Below are 21,158 nucleotides of genomic sequence, written 5' to 3'. Positions count from 1 at the left end.
CGGGGGGCCTGCACGCTGGAGGTGCGGCGAAACTCAGTTCGCGCCGACCTCGAAGCGGGCGAAGCGGGTGACGGTGACACCGGCCTCGTCCAGCAGCGCCTTGACGGTCTTCTTGGAATCGGTGACCGACGGCTGCTCGAGCAGCACGACGTCCTTGAAGAAGCCGTTGACCCGGCCTTCGGTGATCTTCGGCAGCGCGGCCTCCGGCTTGCCCTCCTCGCGAGCGGTCTGCTCGGCGATGCGGCGCTCGTTCTCCACGACGTCGGCCGGAACCTCGTCGCGGGTCACGTACTTGGCCTTGAGCGCGGCGACCTGCATGGCGGCGGCGCGGGCGGCCTCGGCCGCTGCGTCGCCCTCACCGGTGTACTCGACCAGCACGCCGACGGCGGGCGGCAGGTCGGAGGCACGCTTGTGCAGGTAGATGGCGACCGGGCCGTCCAGCGAGATGACGCGGCGCAGTTCCAGCTTCTCGCCGATCTTCGCGGCGAGCGCCTGCACGGCCTCGTCGACGGTCTTGCCGCCCAGGTCCAGCGCCTTCAGCGTGTCCAGGTCGCCCGGCTTCGCCGCCGCAGCCGCGGTGACGACCTGCTCGGCCAGCTGCTGGAACTCCGCGTTCTTGGCGACGAAGTCGGTCTCGGAGTTGATCTCGACCATGACGCCGTCCTTGGCGGCGACCAGGCCTTCGGCGGTGGTGCGCTCGGCACGCTTGCCGACGTCCTTGGCGCCCTTGATGCGCAGCAGCTCGACGGCCTTGTCGAAGTCGCCGTCGGTCTCGGCCAGCGCGTTCTTGCAGTCCATCATGCCGGAGCCGGTCAGCTCCCGGAGCCGCTTCACATCGGCAGCGGTGTAGTTCGCCATTCTCGGCGAGCCTCCTTCGGAGAAGTGTGAGTTTTGGCAGCGGCGATCACGATGGCACTCGCCCGTGAACGCCGCCGGAACTGTGCCCGACCGCGGCGTGCACGGGCCCCGCGTGGGTGCGCAGGTACTGCCTCCGGGACCGTTCGCTCACGCCGCGGTGGTGACGAGTCTCAGGCTTCGGCCGAGGCTTCGGCCGAAGTCTCGGCGGCCTCGGCGCCGGGGGCGGCCTGCGCGAGCAGCTCCTGCTCCCACTCGGCCAGCGGCTCGCCCGCGCCCGCCTCCGGCTTCTCGTCGCCCGAGGAAATACCGGCGCGCGCCTGCACACCCTCGGCCACCGCGGAGGCGACGACCTTGGTCAGCAGGGCGGCGGAACGGATCGCGTCGTCGTTGCCCGGGATCGGGTAGTCGACCAGGTCGGGGTCGCAGTTGGTGTCCAGGATCGCGATGACCGGGATGTTCAGCTTGCGCGCCTCGCCGACGGCGATGTGCTCCTTGTTGGTGTCGACGACCCAGATGGCCGAGGGCACCTTCTGCATGTCGCGGATACCGCCGAGGGTGCGCTCCAGCTTGTTCATCTCACGCGTGAGCATGAGGATTTCCTTCTTGGTGCGACCCTCGAAGCCACCGGTCTGCTCCATGGCCTCGAGCTCCTTGAGGCGCTGCAGACGCTTGTGCACGGTGGAGAAGTTGGTGAGCATGCCGCCCAGCCAGCGCTGGTTGACGTAGGGCATCCCGACGCGAGTCGCCTCGGCCGCGATCGACTCCTGGGCCTGCTTCTTGGTGCCGACGAAGAGGACGGTGCCACCGTGGGCGACGGTCTCCTTGACGAACTCGTAGGCCTTGTCGATGTAGGTCAGCGTCTGCTGCAGGTCGATGATGTAGATGCCGTTGCGGTCGGTGAAGATGAACCGCTTCATCTTCGGGTTCCAGCGCCGGGTCTGGTGTCCGAAGTGCGCGCCGCTGTCGAGCAGCTGCTTCATGGTTACGACAGCCATGGCTCCCGTATCTCTCTTTCGTTGCCGGTTGACGCAGCGAATCGGCGATCCGCTGCCCTGGCGCCACCGAATCGTCGGACCCGACCACGGAGGTGGGGACCAGCCGGCGATTCCCTGTTCCGAACACGCTGCCGCGAACCCAATGATCTCGAGTTCGATTCGAACAGCGCCGCTATGAACAAGCACGGGTGGCGCGCGAAGTCGGTCCATGCACGCACAGACCGCCCGATCAGTTTACGACCTCCGGGCACCAGATCTAAATCGGTCCCGTCGGAGGGCTGCGACCAGGCGGAACGGCGGCTTTTCACAGTCGGGCCGGTTATCCCCAGTCCGCGGATCGAACCATCGGCGAGGCCGCGACCGCGCAAGGGTGGAGTCATGAAACCGATCTCCACTGCCACCACCTTTTTCGTCCCGCTGTTCTTCGTGCTCGGTGTAGCGACCGCGCCGCCGGTCGGGGCCGACACTCCTGCCGCGAAACCCGCGCCCGGGGCGTGTACGGGTTCGGCGTGCCTGCCATCGCTGTCCCACCTGCTGCGGCGCGCGCCGCTCCACTTCCGGCAATCCGGACTCGGCGGGGACGAGCAGCGTGAGACGCCTTCCGCCCCCGGTAGCGACCTGTGCGCACCGCTCGCGCCCCGCTGCGGCGCGTAGTCGGATCCGCCGGCCCGGCACGCATGACCAAGGTCTTACGGCGTGGTCGGCGCCTGTCCTCGGCGCTGGCTCTCGGCATCGCCGCGATCGTCGCGACGATACCGGTCGCGACCGCCCGGCCCGAAGGACGATTCGACTGGCCGCTGCAACCGCGCCCCGCGGTCATGCGGCACTTCGACAAACCGGCGCGGAACTGGCTACCGGGGCATCGCGGGGTCGATCTGGCCGGTGCCGAGGGCCAAGCCGTGCTCGCGGCGGGGGACGGGATCGTCGTTTTCGCCGCAACGGTGGCCGACAAGCATGTCGTGTCCATCGACCACCCCGGCGGGCTGCGCACGACCTACGAGCCCGTGCTCGCCGAAGTCCCCGAGGGCAGACGGGTCGGACGAGGCGCCCGGATCGGCACGCTGGAGGCCGGGCACCCAGGATGCGTGGCGGCATGTCTGCACTGGGGAGCCCGCGTCGAGCGCGGTAGCCGCAACCGCGAGTATCTGGATCCGCTCGGGCTGCTTCGCCTCGGTCCCCTGCGGCTCAAACCGGTGCGTCCCGCTTCCGGCGCCGGACGATCGGCTGCGCGTCGGTCGGTGACCTCGTCTCCCGGCGTGTCGGCGGTGAAGGGTGGCCAGACCGCGGGGGCCGGGGTGAAGATCAGGTCATGGCGGATGGGCTGGAGCCGTTCACGTACTCCGAACTCGGCGCGACCCGGGGTGCGCCTCCGGAGGGCTATCACGGGCTCAGGCTGCGGCGACGCATCGGGCGGGGGCGCGCGCTGTTCGAGCGGGCAGGCGCGGAGATCCTGGCCTACGGCGTGCAGAAGGGCACGGGAATCTTCCGATCCGCGGATACACCGACGGCCGAGCCCGGCACCGCGATCACCGTGCGGCTCGGTCTGGGTCCGTTCGGGATCATCGCGCCGTGCCGCGTGGTGTACGTCCTCGACGAACCCGACCGGCGGGGCTTCGCCTACGGGACCCTGCCGGGCCACCCGGCCTCCGGCGAGGAACTGTTCGCCGTCGAGTACGACGCCGCCGACGACACGGTGTACGGGCTGATCGTGGCCTTCTCCCGCCCCGCCACCTGGTACACCCGGCTCGGCGGGCCCGTGGTGCGGCTGATCCAGCGCTTCGTCGCGGGCCGCTACCTCGCGACGTTGCCGACCTCCGATTGAAGACGGACGGCACACACCAGGCGAGATGAGCGCAAGCCGGCTACGGCGTGACGATCGCGAAGTCGGGGTCGGGGGCGTCGAAGATGTCGGCCAGTTCGGCGAGCTTGGTGACGTCTCCTTCGATGACGATGTCGCCCGCCGCCGCGGCGACGCCGAAGTCTTCGCCGGCCAGCAACACCCGGATCAGCGTGGCCTTGCTCAGCGTGAAGGTGGCGTCGGCTTCCGGCAGGGCCATGCCAGGGGCGACGTCGAAGTGGGTGAGGCGGCCGTTGCGCAACTCGAGCCGGTGGGTGCGGTCCTGGTCGGTGAGGATCCAGTCGGTCACCAGCCGGAGGTTCCACGCCTTCGGGCCGTCGACGCGCAGCGCCAAGGCGTCGAAGATCTGGTCGGCGGACAGCGCCGCCACCATGGTCGGCGAATCGCTCTTGGTCGGCGTGCCGAACGAGCCGTAGCGCAACTCGTAGGCTCCGCTGAGATAGAAGTTGCGCCAGGTGGCGTTCTCCGCGCCGTAGCCGAGTTGCTCGAACGTGCTGGCCTGCAGGTGTTTCGCGGCATCGTTGTCCGGATCGGCGAAGATCACGTAGTTGAGCACCTGCGCCACCCAGCGGTAGTCCCCGGCGTCGTAGGAGGCCCGCGCTTTGCGCAGTATCTCCTGCGCGCCGCCCATGAACTCGACATGGCGCCGGGCGGATTCGACCGGCGGATGCTCCCACAGATGCGCGGGGTTGCCGTCGAACCACCCCATGTAGCGCTGGTAGACGGCCTTCACGTTGTGGCTGACCGAACCGTAGTAGCCACGCGCGTGCCAGGCTTCCTCGATGGCGGGCGGCAGCGTGACCATTTCGGCGATCTCGGCGCCCACGTGGCCCTGGTTCAGCAGGCGGACGGTCTGGTCGTGCAGGTACCCGTACAGATCCCGTTGCAGCGAAAGGAATTCCACCAGGCGGTCGGTGCCCCAGGTCGGCCAGTGGTGCGAGGCGAAGACGACGTCGGAGTCACGGGCGAACAGGTTGATCGCCTCGGTCAGGTATTTCGCCCAGACGTTCGCGTCGCGCACCAGCGCGCCGCGCAACGTGAGCACATTGTGCTGGGTGTGGGTCGCGTTCTCCGCCATGCACAGCGCGCGGCGATCGGGGAAATGGAAATTCATCTCCGCGGGCGCCTCGGTGCCGGGCGTGAGCTGGAAGACCATCCGGATGCCGTCGATGGTCTTCTCCTCGCCGGTGGCGGTGATGTCGACGGTCGGCGGGATCAACGTGACCGTGCCGACCGACGTGGTCTGCCCCAGTCCGGAGCCCACCGCGCCCAGCGGCCCGCGCGGCAGCACGGCACCGTACATGTATCCCGCCCGGCGGGCCATCGCCGTGCCCGCGTAGATGTTCTCCGCCACCGCGTGTTCCAGGAAGCCCGCGGGCGCCAGCACCGGACAGCGCCCCGCCTCCACCGCCTCCGCGGTGGTGACGCCGCACGCCCCGCCGAAATGGTCGGCATGGGAATGGGTGTAGATCAGCCCGGTCACGGGGCGGTCGCCACGATGCGCGCGATAGAGCGCGAGACCGGCCGCCGCGGTCTCCACCGAGATCAGCGGATCGATCACCAGCACCCCGGTATCGCCCTCGACCAGCGTCATATTCGAGATGTCGAAACCGCGGATCTGGTAGATGCCCTCACAGACCTCGTAGAGCCCCTGTCGCACCGCGAGCCCGGATTGCCGCCACAGGCTCGGATGGACCGAGACCGGGCAGGGCTCGCGCAGGAACGAGTAGGAGTCGTTGTCCCACACGACGGTGCCGTCTTCGGAGGTGATCACCCCGGGATCGAGCGCGGCGATGAAACCGCGATCGGCGTCGGCCGGATCGGTCGTGTCGCCGAACGGCAGTGCGGCGGCCGCACGTTCGTGCTCCGCGACGATGAAACCGCTCGGCTCGCTCGCTGTGCACATTGTCGTCCTCCTGTCGTCTCGGCCAACCTTGCTCGGCCGCCACCCGGTCATGGCAGCGGTTCGAGGAAACCGGCCGCCGCCGCGGCCAGTGCGACCGCGACCACCGCGGCGGCGGTCGCGGCGACGACGCGGCCGCCGTGGGCGTAGCGGCCCCGGCGAAGACCGCGGTTGCGCAGGTAGCAGGCTCCCGTCAGCGCCGCCATCGCGATCGCACCACCGATGGGCGCGATCGCCGCCGCGCGCCATCCGCTGCCGAGCGCCTGATGGATGAACAGGGTGCCGACGACCATCGCCGACACGGCGGTGCGCCGCCACGCCAGTGCGGTGCGTTCGGCGGCCAGATGTGGCGCGCTCACCGCAGCAGCACCGCCACCGCCGCCAGCACCGAGACGATCGCGATGCCCGCCGACAGGATCGGCACCAGGACCGTCTCCGGCAGCGCGTCGCCGCGGCGCATGGCCACGCCGATGCGCCGCCAATGCCCGTAGGCGCCGATCGCGGTTACCGCCGCCAAGACCAGGCAACTGAGCGCGATCGCGCGCCGCAATCCCGCGATCCGGAACGACTGGACCAGGGTGTGCACCGCGACGCCACCGGCCAGCAGTCCCAGCGAGGTCCGCATCCAAGCCAGGAAGGTGCGCTCGTTGGCCAGCGTGAAGCGGTAGTCGAGTTCCTCGTCGTCCTCTTCCGGCTCGGCTCCTGGGTTCGGCAGCGTCACGCCGACTCGGTTCGGGTCGAACGACAGCGGGTGTCCGGAAACCAACGCCTCGCGCGGCCTGCCCGCTCGGGTGGCAGGCATGCCGTCGCGCCAGGCGGTGTTCCGATGCGCGGGTGGACGCCGGACTGCACGGTGGTCACGACGCACCACGCTAGTGGGGATCGGGGAAGCTCGCGGCCCATCATCACCGGCGACGGGAACGCCGCTGATCTCGCTGCGCGCGCGGGAAACGCTGTCCAGGTGAGCATGCCGGCTAGCGGATGGTCCGGACGGCGGGCCGAACACTCGAACTCTCCCGAACAACCCAGCAACCGAAGGGAAGGGGCGCATGACGGAGGGCGAATCGCTCCCCGAAGGTGCTCGACATCGCCCGACATCCACAGCTCACCAGCCTCTTCAGCAGCACAGGTCCGATCGGCGACGACCACGGGACCACTCCATGACGTAGAGCGTTGGCTAACGATCCGCTACGTCAGGCTAACCGCCGCCGCGCCGGACCGTCCACCTGCCAGGCCCGCCCGTGACCGGGAGGTTATGCGGCAGGGACGTCAGATCGCGATCGCGTCTTCGAACGTCATCGCCAACCGCGCGACGGACGAGCACATCAGCGCCCGCCGCGGCAGCCCGAGCGACCGGAGTTCCGCGGCGATGGCATGGTCGCCCAGTGTCAGTTCCGCCCCGCCGAAACGCGCTCGCATGCCGGAGGGCCGCATCTCCCAGCGCGTACAGCGGGTGACACCGTCGATGTGCGAGTAGGCGTCGAACGAGGATGCGGTGGCGCGGCGGTTCGGGGTCGTGAACCCGGGCCGCACCGTGAGATCCGCGATCAGCCGGCCGTTCTGGTGCAGCGCGCCGCTGCGCGCCGGGCCGTCGTGATCGACCGCGAATTCGGCGAGCTCCTTCGGGAAGCCCCAGATGCCGCGCCCTGCGGCCAAGGTGAAGTCGCCGTCCACCGGCAGCTTGTGGATCAGAACGCCGGCCCGCCCGGTCGTCAGCGCCCGCAGATCACCGATTCCGGATGCCGCTCCCGCGGTGTGGTGGCGCACCATGAACGAGACGCCGAACTCGTTGTAGGGGCCCAGATCGCCGTCGACGTAGTCCACGAAGACCAGGGTGCACATCGCCCGTCCGCCCGGAAGCCGCAGAATCCGCAGGCCGGAATAGTCGATGAGGCGCTGCGCCGGCTCGGCGGGCACCAGGTAGGTGGCCATGAACGCGTGCGCCAGCCGGATGCGAACCGGCATGCGCACCTCTCGGCCGAGAACGGTATGGGTGCTCACGTAGACGCCTTTCCGCGCGTCGGCGCCGCGTTGCCCGCGGTATCCTTCCGCCGCATCTTCGGTATGGAACACGTTCCAATTTATCGACCCGATACGGTTCTGTAGTCGTTTCCGTCCATCAAGAACCTGTTTCAAGATCGACCGGCGTCACCGGCGGGAGATCCCGCCGGCCGCGACGGCCGACCGGGTCCGGACACGTTGCGCAAGCGGGCTTCCAGCCCATCGAGAACGCAGAGCAGACCGAAGTCGAAGGCCATCGCCCGCGCGGCCTCACTATCGGTCGGCACGGTCGCCCGGTAGTCGGCGAGCATCTCGGGATAGTCGCCGGCCACATCCTCCATCACGCGCAGCACGCCGTCGGCGTCGATCTCCATACCCTTGGACACTTTGTCCCAGGCGATCTCGGGAATCACCTGACCGAGCACGAAACACATCACCGTCCCGCTGGCCAGATAGATGTCCACGCCATGGAACCCCGCCTGGACGAACGCACGGCGCAGCCGATCGCTCAAACGCAGCGAGTTCGGGCCGATGCTGGGCAGCTGCCCCACCAGCGACGCCATCCAAGGATGTTCTCTGATGGACGCGCGCAGGCTGTAGGCGAAGGTGTTCAGCAGTTCCCGCCAGGACGCCTGCTCCGGCTCAGGCGTCCGGACCAGACCCCAGAACTCGTCGAGCACCAATTCGAGCAGCTCGTCCTTGTTGGAGACGTGCCAGTAGAGACTGGTCGCCCCCGCACCCAGTTTCGCGCCGAGCTTGCGCATGCTCAGCGATTCCAGCCCCTCGGCGTCGAGGATCTCCACGGCCGCCGCGACGATCTGCTCGCGGCGCAGCCCAGGCGACTTGGGCTGGCGGGTCTGCTTGGTCCATACCGACGCGAACTGCTTGGTCACAACACGATCTTATAATCGCTCGCACACTGTTCGAGATTCTCGTACGCTGTGCGAGTGGAATCGAACATTGTGCGAGACCCCCGTCGCTGGTGGGTCCTGGGGGTCCTCTGTCTGTCCTTGCTGGTGCTGATGCTCGACAGCACCGTGCTGAATCTCGCCATTCCCTCGCTGATCCGGGAGCTGGGCGCGACACCGTCGGATGTCCAGTGGATCCTGGACGCCTACGTGCTGGTCTTCGCCGGGCTGCTGCTCACCGCGGGCAGCCTGTCCGACCGGTTCGGCAGGCGACGAGCGCTGATCACCGGGCTCGCCGTCTTCGGAGTGGCCTCGCTGGCCGCCGTGCTGGCGACCGAACCGTGGCAGGTCGTCGCCGCCCGCGTCGCGATGGGCGTCGGCGGGTCGCTGTTGATGCCCTCGACGCTGTCGATCCTGATGACCACCTTCGCCGAGGACGAACGTCGCACGGCGATGGCGGCGTGGTCGACGGTCTCCATGGTCGGCATCGTGGCCGGACCCACCCTCGGCGGCTTCCTGCTCCAGCACTACTGGTGGGGTTCGGTGTTCCTGCTCAACATCCCGGTGGCGGTGCTCGCGATCGTCGCGGCCGTCGTGCTGATGCCGGAGACCACCGGTGAGCAGCGGCCGATCGACCTCGTCGGCGTCGTGCTGTCCGTCGTGGCGCTGAGCGCGACGGTCTACGTGATCATCGAACGGGAGTGGAACCTCGGCGTGCTCGCGCTGGCCGCCGTCACGGCGACCGCCTTCGTCATATGGGAGAGCCGATCGGCGCATCCGATGCTGCCGTTGGCCGTGTTCCGCAGCCGCGATTTCACCGGCACCTGCCTCACCCTGCTGCTGATGGTCTTCGGCATGGGTGCGGTCATGCTGATGCTCACCCAGTACCTGCAGTTCGTGCTCGGCTACGGCCCGATGAAGGCCGGGCTGGCATTGCTGCCGTACGCCGTGGCCGCCGCGGTGTGCAACGGCCTCGGCGCGACGCTCGGCAAGACCCTGAGCAACAAGACGCTCGTCGTGTCCGGCCTGCTCGTCATGGGCGTGGCCTTCGGCATCCTCGCGATGGGCAGCGGCTATCTGTGGGTACTGGTCAGCATGCTGGTGATGGGTGTCGGCGGCGGCCTGGCGGGTCCGGCGGCCTATGCCGCCATCATGGGCGCGATTCCGCTGGAGCACGCGGGCGTCGGCTCGGCGATGAACGACACGATCCAGCAAGTCGGCATGGCGATCAGCATCGCGGTGCTCGGTAGCGTGCTGGCCGGTGTGTTCACTTCGAACATGCCCGCCGACGCGCCGGACGCGGCGCGGGAATCCATCGGCGCCGCCTTCCAGCTCGGCTACATCGAGCCCGCCAAGGACGCCTTCACCACCGCCATGTCCACCGGCGCGTGGATCAGCGCCGGATTCAGCATCGCCGCCGCCGTGCTCGGTGCGGTCCTGCTGCGCGCCCGGCGTCCGCAGCCCGCCGGAGAGCCGGAGCCGGCCCCGGTAGCGCACGGCTGATCGTTGCGGCGGGGCCGTGCCGACCGGGAGTCCTCCTCGGTCCGGCGCGGTCTCGCCAGAACTCGAAAGCCGCATTCCGTGCGCGCGGAATCGTGCAGAATAGCGATTCCGATGTCTCCCCGATTCCCCCGGGATGAATGATTCCGACCCCGAGGTTGATGGTCTCTCGCGCGCGCTTCGAGAAGAGTTGTGAGTGTGTTCACACTGAGGCCTTCAACCAACGAGGGCTGGTGAAGCAATCAACCACTGGAGACATCATGATCACGAACAAAATGCGTGTAACGGCAGCGGCGGTAGCGCTCGCACCGATCATCGCCCTTGGTTCGGGTTTCGCTTCCGCAGCTCCCGACGTATCACCGGGGCCGATGCAGGTGGCGGATCATCCGGTACCCGTGCAAGTCGAGCCCGCGACACTGGGTCTGATTTGGCCGCTGGGCATTTTCTGTGCTCCTCTGTTGCTGCTTCCGCCGGTGGTCAACGCGGTTACCGTGGCCATTTGCGCCGCCTGATCGCGTTTCGCCGGAAGCGCATGGAACACGAGAGCGCCTCGGGCAGGCCAGTTGCCCCGGGGCGCTTCTCGCGTGCCGACGAGAATTCGATTCCGGTCCCGCCGGACAACGGGCCGGTGAACATCCGGGAATCCGCGGTGACGGGCCGCGGAGTGCGGTTGAATTACCGGATGACCAAGTTCAGGAAACTCGTTGGCGCCGCGGCGGCACTCGCCGCGATGACGGCGCCGTTCGGAGCACCTGGGACCGCGCAGGCCGCAGCGCCATCCGTTCTGGGTGGCGGCTCCGGCATCGTCGTCGGCGGTCAGAACATCTGCACGCTCACCACGATCGGACGCGACGCCGGCGGCAGGCTGGTCGGGTTCACCGCGGCGCATTGCGGCGAGGCGAATGCCGCCATCGTCCCGGAGAGCGATCGCGACGCCGGTACCGTCGGCACTGTCGTGTACGCCAGCGGCGACATGGACTATTCCGTCATCGAATTCGATCCGGGGAAAGTGACGCCGGTCAACCAGGTGGGCGGAACCACCATCACCGGATTGGGCGGGCCGGCCCGCCCACCGGACACCGTTTGCAAGGAAGGAAGGACCACCGGCCGGACCTGCGGGCCCGCTTATGGCGACATGTTCGCGGGCGCCGATGCCACGTGGACCCAGACGTGTGTCGTCGAAGGTGACTCGGGAGCTCCGCTCGTGGTGGGGACGACGCTCGTCGGCATGGTCAACGGCTACTTGGCGGTGCCGTGCCTGGGACCGCAGCTCGGCACCGATATCACCGCGATCGTCGCCGACGTGAACGCACGCGGCGGCGCCGGGGCCGGTTTCCAGCCGATCTGACCGGATTTCTTCCTTTCTACCGGAGCCTTACCTCTCCTGGTCGGCGACTATGCCGAATTCGATAGCGCGTTCGACCAGAAACAGCCTCTTCTGGTTGGGAGGTAAGGCTTCCACCTGGAATATTCGGAACAGCGCCCGCATATGCGTCTTGACCGTGGACAGACTCAGACACAAATCGTCCGCGATCTGCCGGTTGGAGGCGGGATACGAATACGCGTCGCGCGCGTCGTAGGGACGGCACAGCGCCTCCAGAACCACGTACTGAGCCGGTGTCAGCGAGCTACGGGTCGGCAGCGGTGAATGGGCGAGAGTCAATTCCCCGTCGAAGGATTCGTCGGCACGGAATACGAATACCGATCGACCCACGCGAATAGTATCGCCGGAGCCGAGTTTCCGCCGTCCGCCCACACGTTCGCCATTGACGAATGTCCCATTCTTGGATAATCCGTCGTCGACGATGATCCAGCAGCCGCCCACCCGCTCCAGAATGGCGTGCAGCCGGGATACGGTGGGATCGGAATTGACGATGATGTCGGCCGCGACGGACCGCCCGATCGTCATTTTGGACGCGCCGCCGTCGAGGGAGATCTCACGCGCCCCGTCGGATGCCGCGGGCTGAGGCGAGGCGGAAGCAAGGGCCGAGTGGCGCCACGCGGACTGCCCCACCAATGGGTACAGTTCGCGACGCAGGGCCTGTGGTCCGCTGGACGTAGACATCGCTCGTCTTCCCACTCGAAGTAGGCCGTGAACTGCGGGCACTGATTCGCTACCTCAAGAGTGCGCTTTCTCGGCGCCGATCACATGCATATTCGACTACTTCGCTGCGTGAGCGAGGCAGTATCGGACCGCAGCGCACGACAACGGTGCAAAATCCAACCGCTCGGTCTGAATAAGACTGCCTCCAGCCACGGGCAGTCAGAATGGTCCGGGTGAGCGTCATCATTCGACCGCGCACCGACAGCGACCTCGTCGCCTGCGCCGCGGCACTGCGACAGGTCCATGACAACGACCGGTACCCGGACGCCTGGCCCGCGGACCCGGCAGGCTGGCTGTCACCGCCCAAACTCCTCGCGGCCGTCGTCGCCGAGCGCGACGCGACCGTGGTCGGACACGCCGCACTCGGCGCGAGCGGGGGCATGCCGGAGGTCGTGCGCGCATCAGCCGGTGCGGAGACTGTCGTCTCGGTGATCCGGTTGTATGTCGTCCCTTGGGCGCGCCGGGCAGGGGTGGGTTCGCTGCTGCTCACCGAGGCCGTGCGCATGGCCGCGAGCCGGGGGCAGCGTGCCGTGCTGACGGTGACCTCCGGCAGTGCGGCAGCGATAGCCATGTACGAGAGGCACGGTTGGCGGCAGGTGCACAGCGGGCCTGGCGGCTGGCGGACCACGGACGGGCGAGAGGCTTGGATGCACTACTACGTCAGTCCATGAGCCCACGGGTTGCACATCGGCGCACGTAGCCCTACTCGCTTCGTAGGCAGACGCCGTGGTGACGACGTCCTCCGCTTGGGCGGAACCGGCGACCGCAACGCGTTGACGTTGTCGCAGGACATCGCGAGCGGCCAATGCGGACGCGACGCACTCGATCGAGGTCGCACCGCCGTTGTGGGCGACCTTCCAGAGGTACGACGCACTGGCGGTCACCAAGCGTTGGTCAGGCGCGTGGGTGGGCTTGGTCGTGCACCTTCTTGAGCCGGTCGATGGAGACGTGGGTGTAGAGCTGGGTGGTGGCCATGCTCGCGTGTCCGAGCAGTTCCTGGACCACACGCAGGTCGGCGCCGCCCTCGAGCAGGTGGGTCGCGGCCGTGTGCCGCAGACCGTGCGGACCCACGTCCGGCGCACCGGGGATGGCCGAGACCACCTCGTGCACGACCGTTCTGGCCTGACGCTGGTCCAAGCGCCTCCCGCGGCGGCCCAGCAACAGCGCTCGACCGGACTCCGCGGTGGCGAAGGCGGGGCGTCCGTAGCGCAGCCAGTTACCGACCGCCTCGTCCGCGGGCGCGCCGAACGGCGCCGAACGCTCCTTGTTGCCTTTGCCGAGCACACGCACCACGCGCCGTTCGCGGTCCACGTCTTCGATGTCCAACCCGCACAACTCACTGACCCTGATGCCGGTGGCGTACAGCAATTCCACGATCGCCCGGTCGCGCAACGCCATCGGGTCACGCTGCGCCGCACCGGATTCCGCCGCGTCCATGGCGCCGAGCGCCTGTTGCCGCCCGAGCACGGCGGGCAGCACGCGATGCGCTTTCGGCGAACCCAGCCGCAGCCCGGGGTCGACCGGAAGCCGACCGGTCCGGGTGAGCCAAGCGGTGAACGTGCGCGCCGAGGACGCCCGCCGTGCCACGGTGGTTCGCGCCGCGCCCGCGGCGGCTTGCCGGGCCAGCCACGAACGCAGCAACATCAGGTCCAGCTCGCGGATCGCCGAATCCGCCGACCGCGTGTACAGATGCTCCAGCAGAGATCGTGCGTCCCCCAGGTACGCGCGCACCGTGTGCTCCGAACGGTTGCGCCCGAGCCGCAGGTGCCTGCCGTACTCCGCCAGCAGCGCTTCCAGATCTTCGGGCAGTTCTTCCATGCCTCCACCGTCCCCACCCGCGATCCGGATGGCAAGCGACCGCGCCGAACACATTCATCGGCGCCGCGCCCTTCGGTGCCAACCGCTTTCGTCACTGACCACCAGACCGGCCAATTCCAGAGCGGACAAGGTCGCGCGAACCACAGGAAGCGGCACTCCGCACTGCCGCGACACCTCCAGCGGCAGTCGCGAGCCGATTCCGGGCAGCGCTTCGAAGACCAGCGCCTCGTCTCCGGTCAGCCGATCCTCCGGGTTACCGCCCGATGCCGCCGCTTCGGGGACCGACAGACGCAACGGCCCCGCCTCGTCGGCGACTTCCTCGGCCCTTGTCACCAGCAGGGCTTCGCCGTCGCGGATCATGCGATGACAGCCCACCGAAGCGGCCGAGGTCACCGAACCCGGCACGGCCAAGGCGGGGCGGCCCATGCGGCGGGCCCATTTGACGGTGTTCCGCGCGCCGCTGCGCAGCCCCGCCTCGACGACGAGCACGCCGTCGGCGAGAGCGGCGATCAAGCGGTTGCGGGCCAGGAACTGATGCTTCTGCGCGGTGACACCGGGCGCGTATTCGCTGACCACCAAACCGGTTTCGGCGATATCGGTCAGCAGGCGCTCGTGCTGGGCCGGGTAGGGCCGGTCGATGCCGCAGGCCAGCACGGCGATCGTGCGCCCATCCACCGCCAGCGCCGCCCGGTGTGCCATGCCGTCGATGCCGAACGCCGCTCCGGACACGATGGTCCAGCCCTGCGCGGCGAGGTCTCCCGCGATCTCCCCCGTGACCCGGTTGCCGTAGCCGGTACTGCACCGCGCCCCGACCACCGCCACCGCGCGTTCAGTGGACTCCAGCAGCGAGCGTGGGCCGCGCACCCACAGCACCAGCGGTAGAGCGCCGTCGCGATCCTTGCCCGGCTCCAGCTGGGCGAGGCCGAGCATGCGCCAGGCCGGCCATTCCGCGTCGTCCGGCGTCACCACGCGTCCGCCGATCCGATCCATGAGTTCGAGGTCCCGCGCCGCGACGTCGACGGCGCGCCGCTGCTGCGTTGGCCCGCGAAGCGGTTCGGGGAGCGCGCACTCCCGAACGGCACGCGCCGCTTCGACCACCCCGACCGACTCGATGAGCGCCGACAGCGGCGCACACGGGCCCTGCACCACCCGCGACAGGTACACCCACGCGAGCCGCCGCTCGTCGTGCTCGCGGGACGACGATCCCGTCCCGCTCACGGGCACGCCGCTCGTGGCGGGCGCATCCTCGACGGCGGGCCGATCGACGGCCGCAGGCAGGTCGGTTCCAGCCTTCGCGGAGGGCGTCATTGCGCGCCCCGCTGGCGAAAGTTCAACGCCGACAGCACATCCTGTGCCGAGGGAAGCTCGCCGCCGCGCAGATCGCAGATGGTCCAGGCGACGCGGATGGCTCGGTCGGCGCCCCGCGCGGACATGCGCCCGAGACGCAACGCGGCCTCGACGGGAGCGAGCGATTCGTGCGGCAAGCGGAAGCGTTGACGCAAGATGTGGCCGGGGACTTCGGCATTGGTGAGCCACCCGTATTCGCGCCAGCGGGTGGCGGCGGCGCGCCGCGCCACGGTGACCCGGCCGCGGACCACCTCGCTGCTCTCGGCCGCGTCGGTGCTGAACGCCGCACCGGACTGTCCGTGCATCCGCACCCAGATGTCGATCCGGTCCATCAGCGGCCCGGACAATTTGCCGAGATAGCGCCGGCGAGCCAGCGGCGCGCAGATGCAATCGACGTCGCGAGCCGGAGCGCACGGGCACGGGTTGGCCGCCAGCACCAGTTGGAAGCGGGCCGGATACCGCGCGACACCGTCGCGCCGGGCGATGCGCACCTCCCCTTCCTCCAGCGGCGTTCGCATCGCCTCCAGCACCTTCGTGCCGAGTTCGGCGCATTCGTCGAGGAACAGGACGCCGCGGTGGGCCCGGCTGACCGCGCCCGGCCTTGCGGTCCCCGAACCGCCGCCGATCATCGCGGTCACCGAGGTGGAGTGGTGTGGGGCGACGAACGGCGGGGCGGTGATCAACGGGTGTTCACCGGCGAGCGTGCCCGCCATGGAATGGATGGCGGTGACCTCCAGCGCCTCGGCTTCCGTGAGCGGGGGCAGCAGCCCGGGAAGACGTTGGGCCAGCATGGTCTTACCGATGCCGGGCGGCCCGGTGAGCAGCAGATGGTGGCCGCCCGCCGCGGCCACCTCCAGGGCCCAGCGCGCTTCTTCCTGCCCGACCACCTCGCTCAGATCGCCGCCTTGCCCCACCGTGTCCGGCAGGTCGCCGTCCGGCTCGTCGAGCGCGCCTTCCCCGCGCAACCAGGCCACCACTCCACGCAAGCTGCGCGCACCGAGGACTTCGATGCCTTCGACCAGCCCGGCCTCGGCCAGCGTCACCGCGGGCACCACAACGGTGGACCAGCCGGCCTTGCGTGCGGCGAGCACGGCGGGCAGGATGCCGCGCACCCGCCGCACCCGTCCGTCCAGCGCGAGTTCGCCGAGCAGCACCGTCTTCGCGAGCCGCTGCGAGGGCACCGCGCCGGACGCGTCCAGTACCGCGACGGCGAGCGCCAGGTCGTACACGCTGCCCAGCTTGGGCAGCGTCGCGGGCGACAGCGCGAGCACCACCCGGCCGTCGGGCCACTTCTCCCCCGAGTTCGCCACCGCGGAGCGGACTCGGTCACGGGACTCCTGCAACGCGGTGTCGGGAAGCCCGACCAAATGGACCGATGGCAGGCCCTGGCCGATATCGGCCTCGATCTCGACGAGCAGACCGTCCACGCCGGTGACCGCGACCGAATGCGCCCGCCCGAGAGCCATCAGAACACCGCCTCGAGATGGTCGATGACCGGTGTACGCCCTCGCGCCACCAGCACCGACACCACGTCGAAACGGACGCGCCGCCACGGCCCGTCCTGCTCGGCCAGCCAGAGCAGGGCCAGCCGCCGGATCCGTTGCCGCTTGGCGAAGGTGACCGACTCCGCAGGGGTGCCGTACCCCAAGCCGGAACGCGTCTTGACCTCGACGAACGCGGTCACATCCCCGTCCACGGCGATCAGGTCGAGCTCGCCGTATCGGCACCGCCAATTCCTGGCGACGATTTCCATCCCCGCGGCGCGCAGAAAGTCCGCCGCCAGTTGCTCACCGTGCGCGCCGAGCGCCTGTTTGTCTGTCACCCCGCCAGCGTGCGCCGGGAGCCGATCAGGTCAGCGCCGCCGACCTGGGGAAACGGAAAACCTGTTGATAACCGAGTGGCTGTGCGGAACTTCCGCCTGGCTCACTCGGGCAAGCGCAGGTCCGGCTTCTCCAGCTCCTCGATGTTGACGTCTTTGAAGGTGATGACCCGGACGTGCTTGACGAAGCGGGCCGGGCGGTACATGTCCCACACCCACGCGTCGCTCATCCGCACCTCGAAATACACTTCGCCGTCCGCGTTCTGCGGTCGCAGCTCCACGGAATTGGCCAGGTAGAAGCGGCGCTCGGTCTCCACCACGTACGAAAACTGACCGACGATGTCCTTGTACTCGCGATACAGCGAGAGCTCCATCTCGGTTTCGTACTTCTCGAGGTCCTCGGCACTCATCGGGTGGGACGTCCTCCTTCTCGCCGCATCGCGTCGTGTGGTGACATCATCGCGCATGCGCTGCGTCGGTAGCTACTCGGCCAGCCGTACGCGCGTTCGGAAACTGCTCCGACAGCGCCTCGTCCAAGCCCTCGGCCAGTACGGCGTCCGCGACATCGGCCGCCGCCGCGACCGGCCGCAACCCGGCGGCTTCGCGCACATTGCGCCAGGAGCGGCGATGCTCGCTGCTGGGGCCGAGGCGTTGCAGCGCGGCGGTGTGCTCGGGCGTGTTGTAGCCCTTGTGGGCGGCGAAGCCGTAGCCGGGGAACCGCTGATCCAACTCGACCATGATGCGGTCCCTGGTGACCTTGGCCAGGATGCTGGCCGCCGCGATGCAGGCCGCCGCACCGTCCCCGCCGATCACCGGCAGCGAGGGCACCGGTATGCCGGGCACGCGGAATCCATCGGTCAGCACATAGCCGGGGGTGTGCCCGAGCCCGGCCACCGCGCGGCGCATCCCTTCGATATTGGCGACGTGGATGCCGATCGAATCGATCTCCCAGGCCGGGATGACCACGACCCGGTAGGCGAGCGCCAGGCGGATGATCACCGGGTACAGCTCCTCGCGGACGGCCTCGGTGAGCTTCTTGGAGTCGTCGAGCCCGGCCAGCTTGTCGTACGCTTTCGGCGCGAGCAGGCACGCCGCCACCACGAGCGGTCCCGCGCAGGGACCGCGCCCGGCCTCGTCCACGCCGGCGACCGGTCCGAGACCGCTGCGGATCAATGCCGCCTCGAGCGTGCGCAATCCTCCGGCCCTGCGCATCACCACACGCGGCGGCCAACCGTTACCCACCGGCACTCGACCTTGCCCCACCGTCCAATTATCCTGCGTCCCGCGTGATCAGTTCTGCTGGGGATTCTCCGAACGCACCGGACCGATCCGCCCCGGCGGCCAGATCTTGAACACCGCCTTGCCGCGGACGTTGTCCACGGGAATGGTGCCCTGCAGTTCGTCGGTGATGTGGGCGCGGGAGTCGGCGGACTGGTTGCGGTTGTCGCCCATCACCCACAGATGCCCTTCGGGCACCTTCACGGGCTTGAACTCGCGTCCGCCGTTGGCGTTGTAGGGCTGCCCCGGCACGTAGGGGAACAAGTACCGGGCGTACGGCTCGTCCAGGGGCTTGCCGTCCACGAGGACCCGGCCCTGCGCGTCGCAGCACTGCACGGTCTGGCCGCCGACCGCGATCACCCGCTTCACCAAGTCGTTCTCGTCCGGCGGCACCAGACCGAAGAAGGAGAAGAAGTTCTGCACGCCGCGGACCGCGGGATTGTCCGAGCGGATCGACTGGTAGTGGGTGTTCCACGACGGCGGGCCGACGAACACGACCACGTCGCCCGGCTGCGGATCGCCCCAGTAGTAGCTCAGCTTCTGCACGTAGATGCGGTCACCGGTGCACCCGGCGCATCCGTGCAACGTGGTTTCCATCGACTCGGAGGGAATCACGTACGGCCGACCGACGAACGTGACCATCAGCGCGGCGATCACCGCGGCGATCACGATGAGGATCGGCAGTTCCTGCCAGAACGGCCGCTGCTTCTTCTTCGCTCGCCGCTTGGCGCGACCCGCTCGCGTACTCTCGTCGCCCGATTCGGACACCGACACCGACCCACTTTCGTCTGCCACGCCGAACAGATTAGCCCGGCAGCGAAACCGAAGTCCGATGCCGGGCTGAGGAAGATCTGTTGTGCCGAAAAGCTAACTCAGCGCTTTTCCTTGATCTTGGCGGCCTTGCCACGCAGGTCGCGCAGGTAGTACAGCTTGGCGCGCCGGACATCACCGCGGGTCACGACATCGATGTGGTCGATGTTCGGGCTGTGCACCGGGAAGGTGCGCTCCACGCCGACGCCGAACGACACCTTGCGGACGGTGAAGGTCTCGCGGATGCCACCACCCTGGCGACGGATCACGACGCCCTTGAAGACCTGGATGCGCTCCTTCGAGCCTTCGATGACCTTCACGTGCACGTTCAGCGTGTCGCCCGGCCGGAACTCGGGGACGTCGCTGCGCAGCGACTTCTCATCGACGAAGTCAAGGGTGTTCATTTCCATCCTTCTGGTTTCGCGCGAACAGAGGACCCTGGCGGCACTGGAGGTGCTCGGCCGGTTCATGCTCCGATCAAATGGGGTGCGCCGGGTCGACAACCACCCAGGGCAACCTGAGCATTGTGCCAGATCGCCGGGTCGCGGAAGAAATCGACCCTGGTAGCGGCGAGTCGGCGGCCTCCTTCACGCTACGCCGGGCGCGGCCGGGTTCACGACTCCGGCGGGAGTATGGGCGAGGCGAACACTTCCTCGAGCGGTGTCGGGCCGGTATAGCGGCGGCAGGGGCAACCGACCCACTCGCGCAGGCCGTGGGTTCCTTTGCGGGAGAGCTCGGCATGGCATTTGCCCGACGCGCGGTCGTGCACCGCCAGGTCGTGACCACAACCGCAGCGCGCGGAGAGCGTCTTCCCGACACGGCCGCGGCGAGAGCCGAACCGACCACATACCCATCCGACACCGGCGAGGCCTGCGCCGACCGCAAGGCTGAGCGGATCCAACATGAACGTAGTATACGTATACGCATAGCCGCGGTCATGCGGAATGCTTCTCGGGACTACGCGACCCGACGGTGACGCGCGGCAACTGCATGCCGAACCGAGCCTCTCGACCGGCCGGCCCGGCCGGACGCGTTCGTCAGCGCTTCTGTTCGCCGGATATCGCATCCTGGGCGGGCGGCCCTGGCGTATGCAGCGGGCCGTGGTCGGAATGCCAGAACGAATGGTCGCGGTGCGGGGCCGGTGGAGCGGGCACGACCGTGCGGGTGAGTTCGGCCTCCGCCGCCGTGCGGACGTGCTCCACATCCGGTTTCCCCGCCACCAGGTCCTGCACGAAGATCTTGGCGCGGATGACCGGGCGACGATATCGCCGTTCCCGGACGATGGCCCGGTACATCAGCCGCCTGCGGTCGCCGTAGCGCCAGCGCGCCCACGGCGCTCCCGGCCTGCTGAGCCGCAACGCGCCGACGACCAGCAGCGGCAGGAAGAACATGCCGAACAGGCCGGTCCAGATCTTCCCCTTGGCGATCACGATCGCCGCGAGAGCCAGATTGACCATGGCGAACACGACGACGAAGGCGCGCACCTCGATGCTCGGATCGCGCCGGAAATCGTTGATGTCCAGCATCCACAGCGGGTGGAAGCCGAGCAGCAGCAAGCCCGTCACGGCGAGCGCGACGAACACCGCGTCCACCGACGTGCGCCCCTGCTCCTCCCAATACACGTCGCGCAGATAGAAGATCAGCGCGAATTCGTCGAGCACCAGCGCCGCGCCCACACCGAAGAGCGCGGCGAGGATGCTGGCCGTGGCGGTGTCGGCGCTCTCGTACTGGGCGACCATGCCGACGCCGGAGGAGAGCACGAGGATCACCCCGAACACCATGTGGTGCACGTGCGTGTCCCCGGCCCGCAGGTTGCCCGGCCACCAGCGCACCCGGGCGCGGATCAGCCGGACGCTGACCCGGATGACCAGGAACCCGACGATGAACCCGAGCAGGAAGCACAGCAACGGCAGCCGCCCTTGGGCGATCACGTCCTCGTGGAGCCACCGTCGCATGGCC

General features: G+C 68.7%; 23 protein-coding genes and 1 pseudogene. 7 read left to right on the top strand and 17 right to left on the bottom strand.

All coding sequences use genetic code 11. The features are described from left to right. Positions 1-33: 33 nt before the first annotated feature. Positions 34-858 carry a translation elongation factor Ts gene (tsf, locus tag U3653_RS12380; RefSeq protein WP_195078727.1) on the bottom strand — a complete coding sequence of 275 codons (825 nt, stop codon included), beginning with the start codon at positions 856-858 and terminating at the stop codon, positions 34-36. A 170-nt stretch (positions 859-1,028) separates the two neighbouring features. Then, entirely contained in the window at positions 1,029-1,853 is an 825-nt protein-coding gene (rpsB, locus tag U3653_RS12375; protein WP_195078726.1) for a 30S ribosomal protein S2, read from the bottom strand. A 378-nt stretch (positions 1,854-2,231) separates the two neighbouring features. Between rpsB and U3653_RS12370 the strand changes: the two genes are divergently transcribed. The 3 genes and pseudogenes from U3653_RS12370 (at position 2,232) to U3653_RS12360 (ending at position 3,675) form a co-directional block, all read left to right on the top strand. Continuing rightward, positions 2,232-2,507 (top strand): hypothetical protein, encoded by a 276-nt coding sequence (locus U3653_RS12370; RefSeq protein WP_195078725.1) that lies wholly within the window; start codon positions 2,232-2,234, stop codon positions 2,505-2,507. Positions 2,508-2,530: 23 nt separating this feature from the next. Continuing rightward, positions 2,531-3,049 (top strand): annotated as a pseudogene (locus U3653_RS12365) (M23 family metallopeptidase); the annotation flags it as partial. Between the two features lie 113 nt (positions 3,050-3,162). Continuing rightward, positions 3,163-3,675, top strand: coding sequence for a DUF1990 domain-containing protein (locus U3653_RS12360; protein WP_195078724.1), 513 nt, complete (start codon positions 3,163-3,165; stop codon positions 3,673-3,675). 40 nt (positions 3,676-3,715) lie between these two features. Here the strand turns inward: U3653_RS12360 and U3653_RS12355 are convergent, their stop codons facing one another. From U3653_RS12355 to U3653_RS12335, 5 genes are all read right to left on the bottom strand, one after another. Further along, positions 3,716-5,617: an alkyl/aryl-sulfatase gene (locus U3653_RS12355; RefSeq protein ID WP_195078723.1), complete on the bottom strand. Its 1,902-nt coding sequence runs from the start codon at positions 5,615-5,617 to the stop codon at positions 3,716-3,718. Between the two features lie 47 nt (positions 5,618-5,664). Further along, positions 5,665-5,973 (bottom strand): DUF202 domain-containing protein, encoded by a 309-nt coding sequence (locus tag U3653_RS12350; RefSeq protein ID WP_195078722.1) that lies wholly within the window; start codon positions 5,971-5,973, stop codon positions 5,665-5,667. After that, positions 5,970-6,335 carry a YidH family protein gene (locus U3653_RS12345; protein WP_323124233.1) on the bottom strand — a complete coding sequence of 122 codons (366 nt, stop codon included), beginning with the start codon at positions 6,333-6,335 and terminating at the stop codon, positions 5,970-5,972. The genes U3653_RS12350 and U3653_RS12345 overlap by 4 nt, the downstream gene beginning before the upstream one ends. A 548-nt stretch (positions 6,336-6,883) precedes the next feature. After that, positions 6,884-7,615 (bottom strand): acetoacetate decarboxylase family protein, encoded by a 732-nt coding sequence (locus tag U3653_RS12340; protein ID WP_195078936.1) that lies wholly within the window; start codon positions 7,613-7,615, stop codon positions 6,884-6,886. Between the two features lie 131 nt (positions 7,616-7,746). After that, positions 7,747-8,508 carry a TetR/AcrR family transcriptional regulator gene (locus U3653_RS12335; protein WP_195078720.1) on the bottom strand — a complete coding sequence of 254 codons (762 nt, stop codon included), beginning with the start codon at positions 8,506-8,508 and terminating at the stop codon, positions 7,747-7,749. 54 nt (positions 8,509-8,562) lie between these two features. Here U3653_RS12335 and U3653_RS12330 point away from each other — a divergent pair, with 54 nt between their 5' ends. The 3 genes from U3653_RS12330 (at position 8,563) to U3653_RS12320 (ending at position 11,371) form a co-directional block, all read left to right on the top strand. After that, positions 8,563-10,026 (top strand): MFS transporter, encoded by a 1,464-nt coding sequence (locus U3653_RS12330; RefSeq protein WP_323124214.1) that lies wholly within the window; start codon positions 8,563-8,565, stop codon positions 10,024-10,026. A 230-nt stretch (positions 10,027-10,256) separates the two neighbouring features. After that, on the top strand, positions 10,257-10,535 hold the full coding sequence (locus U3653_RS12325; protein ID WP_195078719.1) for a hypothetical protein: 279 nt from the start codon (positions 10,257-10,259) through the stop codon (positions 10,533-10,535). 170 nt (positions 10,536-10,705) lie between these two features. Further along, the gene (locus U3653_RS12320; protein ID WP_397068881.1) at positions 10,706-11,371 is read left to right on the top strand and encodes a chymotrypsin family serine protease; all 666 of its coding nucleotides are present in this window, start codon (positions 10,706-10,708) and stop codon (positions 11,369-11,371) included. A 27-nt stretch (positions 11,372-11,398) separates the two neighbouring features. Here the strand turns inward: U3653_RS12320 and U3653_RS12315 are convergent, their stop codons facing one another. Next, positions 11,399-12,088 (bottom strand): FHA domain-containing protein, encoded by a 690-nt coding sequence (locus U3653_RS12315; protein WP_195078718.1) that lies wholly within the window; start codon positions 12,086-12,088, stop codon positions 11,399-11,401. Between the two features lie 212 nt (positions 12,089-12,300). On the opposite strand from U3653_RS12315, the gene U3653_RS12310 reads away from it, so the two are divergent. After that, positions 12,301-12,798, top strand: coding sequence for a GNAT family N-acetyltransferase (locus U3653_RS12310; RefSeq protein ID WP_323124213.1), 498 nt, complete (start codon positions 12,301-12,303; stop codon positions 12,796-12,798). A 223-nt stretch (positions 12,799-13,021) separates the two neighbouring features. On the opposite strand, the gene U3653_RS12305 is transcribed toward U3653_RS12310, so the two are convergent. The 9 genes from U3653_RS12305 to U3653_RS12265 form a co-directional block, all read right to left on the bottom strand. Beyond that, positions 13,022-13,945, bottom strand: a complete 924-nt coding sequence (locus U3653_RS12305; protein WP_195078717.1) for a tyrosine-type recombinase/integrase — start codon at positions 13,943-13,945, stop codon at positions 13,022-13,024. Between the two features lie 54 nt (positions 13,946-13,999). Then, the gene (dprA, locus tag U3653_RS12300; protein WP_195078716.1) at positions 14,000-15,253 is read right to left on the bottom strand and encodes a DNA-processing protein DprA; all 1,254 of its coding nucleotides are present in this window, start codon (positions 15,251-15,253) and stop codon (positions 14,000-14,002) included. Continuing rightward, positions 15,250-16,758 carry a YifB family Mg chelatase-like AAA ATPase gene (locus U3653_RS12295; RefSeq protein WP_195078715.1) on the bottom strand — a complete coding sequence of 503 codons (1,509 nt, stop codon included), beginning with the start codon at positions 16,756-16,758 and terminating at the stop codon, positions 15,250-15,252. Before U3653_RS12295 ends, dprA begins: the two co-directional genes overlap by 4 nt. Next, a complete protein-coding gene (locus U3653_RS12290) occupies positions 16,758-17,114 on the bottom strand; it encodes a YraN family protein (RefSeq protein ID WP_195078714.1) in 357 nt (118 codons plus the stop codon). Before U3653_RS12290 ends, U3653_RS12295 begins: the two co-directional genes overlap by 1 nt. A gap of 101 nt (positions 17,115-17,215) precedes the next feature. Beyond that, positions 17,216-17,521 carry a DUF2469 domain-containing protein gene (locus tag U3653_RS12285; RefSeq protein ID WP_011210678.1) on the bottom strand — a complete coding sequence of 102 codons (306 nt, stop codon included), beginning with the start codon at positions 17,519-17,521 and terminating at the stop codon, positions 17,216-17,218. 46 nt (positions 17,522-17,567) lie between these two features. Then, the gene (locus U3653_RS12280) at positions 17,568-18,353 is read right to left on the bottom strand and encodes a ribonuclease HII (protein WP_195078932.1); all 786 of its coding nucleotides are present in this window, start codon (positions 18,351-18,353) and stop codon (positions 17,568-17,570) included. 48 nt (positions 18,354-18,401) lie between these two features. Then, a complete protein-coding gene (lepB, locus tag U3653_RS12275; protein WP_397068887.1) occupies positions 18,402-19,184 on the bottom strand; it encodes a signal peptidase I in 783 nt (260 codons plus the stop codon). A gap of 77 nt (positions 19,185-19,261) precedes the next feature. Next, positions 19,262-19,603: a 50S ribosomal protein L19 gene (rplS, locus tag U3653_RS12270; protein WP_014352079.1), complete on the bottom strand. Its 342-nt coding sequence runs from the start codon at positions 19,601-19,603 to the stop codon at positions 19,262-19,264. Between the two features lie 633 nt (positions 19,604-20,236). Next, positions 20,237-21,154 carry a hypothetical protein gene (locus U3653_RS12265; RefSeq protein WP_323124212.1) on the bottom strand — a complete coding sequence of 306 codons (918 nt, stop codon included), beginning with the start codon at positions 21,152-21,154 and terminating at the stop codon, positions 20,237-20,239. Between the last annotated feature and the right edge of the window lie 4 nt (positions 21,155-21,158).

The sequence above is a fragment of the Nocardia implantans genome (genome assembly GCF_035544775.1).
GTDB lineage: Bacteria > Actinomycetota > Actinomycetes > Mycobacteriales > Mycobacteriaceae > Nocardia > Nocardia implantans.
This window is presented reverse-complemented; position numbering and strand designations above follow the sequence as displayed.